Genomic DNA, 1,609 nt, shown 5'->3' on the forward strand with positions numbered 1-1,609 from the left:
GTCTTGATCTCGGCCTCCTCCTTCTCCGGGCTGCCGGGGAACCAGGAGGGCACCGGGCCGCGGCCGACTTCGGCCTTGCCCTGGAAGGACTGCACCATGGCGCTGTAGTCGAACGCCTTGACCAGCGCCTCGCGGAAATCCTTGTTGTTGGTCGGCGCCAGATCCATGTTGAGGTAGATCGCCGGCCAAGCCCACAGATTGTTGCCTTCGACCAGATGGAAGCCGCTGCTGGTGCCGATGCGCAGCGCCTCGTCGAGCGGCACGAAATTGGCGAGGTCGAACTCGCCGCCTTCAACACCGCGGGCGCGGTTGGCGCCGTCGGTGACGAAGCGGTCGAGCACGCGGTCGAACGGCTTTTCCGGGAACTTGCCCCACCATTTGTCATTGCGCTTCAGCTCGATCTGGGTGCCGCGCGTCCAGGACACGAATTCGTAGGGGCCGGTGCCGTTGGCGTTCTCGTTGAACCATGCCTGGCCGAGGTCGTCCTTGTGCTTGGCGATGTCCTCGTCCGACAGCATCTCGATGCGGCTGAGATTGGAGGCGAGGAAGACGGTCGGCGCCTTAGTCTCGACCTTGACGGTCTTGGGATCGACCACGGTGACGCTGGCGATGTCGTCGACCAGATAAGATTGGCCCTGGCCGATCTTCAGCAGCCGGTCGAGCGTCGCCTTGACGTCGTTGGCATCGAAGGCGGTGCCGTCATGGAAGGTGACGCCGTCGCGCAGCTTGAAGGTCCAGACCTTGCCGTCCTGTTTCCATTCCGTTGCAAGCGCCGGCAGCAATTTGGACGGATCGGTAAGGTCGAAATCGACCAGTCGATCGTAGATGTTGCGGGTGACCGTGAACTCCCAGTTCACGTTGGCCTTGGCCGGATCGATGGTGCTCGGCTCGCCGGCATCGGCATAGACGAAGGTGGATGCGTCGGCAGCGAAGGCCGAGTAGGAGACGCCGCTGGTCAAAAGCCCGAGCGCCAGTCCCAAAATCCCATTGCGAAGCTTCATTGTTCTCCCCTTATTTTTGGTCTCCGGAAATAGAATATATCATATATGATGGAGGTCGCAAGCACGCATGTTGTGTTTCCACGCCGCGTGGCGGGCAGCAAGATGCAAGCATTGAGGCGCAAAAAGGCCTAGCCCTCATGGCTCATTAGCCCGATGTATCGGGACATTAGTCAGGGTCGCGAACGACGCGAAGGCTCTTCTTCGGCTCCTTCCTTGCTCTCGATGGCGGCGAGATGCTCGACGAATTTGCGGCCACCTTCGATCAGGTCCTGCTCGAAGGCGCGCCGCAGCGCTGCCTCGTCCTTCGCACGCAAGGCGGCGATTGCATTGACGTGCTGGTGCTGGCCTTCATAGGTCGGATGGCCATGCGGGTAGAGTAGGTTGAGCAGCGGGCCGGCCTGGATCCACAGTCTCTCGATCATCTCGATCAGATGCGGCATTTCCGATTGGCGATGCACCGCGAAGTGGAAGTCGTAATTGTACTGAAGCGCGGCCGGGTAGTCCTTGGTGCGCTCTGCTTCGATCAGCTTGTGGTGGATATCTTCGAGCGTTTTCAGGAACGGCTCGTCGATATGCGGCATTGCCTTGGCGGCCGCATAAGGTTCCAG

2 protein-coding genes are annotated in these 1,609 nt (G+C 60.7%); both read right to left on the reverse strand.

Annotated elements, in window-relative coordinates; genetic code table 11:
- The coding region (locus EOA27_RS35710) for an ABC transporter substrate-binding protein (protein ID WP_245491311.1) at positions 1-1,001 on the reverse strand (1,001 nt) is incomplete at its 3' end.
- A 170-nt stretch (positions 1,002-1,171) separates the two neighbouring features.
- A partial coding sequence (locus tag EOA27_RS35715; protein ID WP_145970806.1) for a GntR family transcriptional regulator occupies positions 1,172-1,609 on the reverse strand: 438 nt, incomplete at its 5' end.

Origin of the sequence: Mesorhizobium sp. M2A.F.Ca.ET.037.01.1.1, from assembly GCF_003998075.1 — a bacterium.
GTDB lineage: Bacteria > Pseudomonadota > Alphaproteobacteria > Rhizobiales > Rhizobiaceae > Mesorhizobium.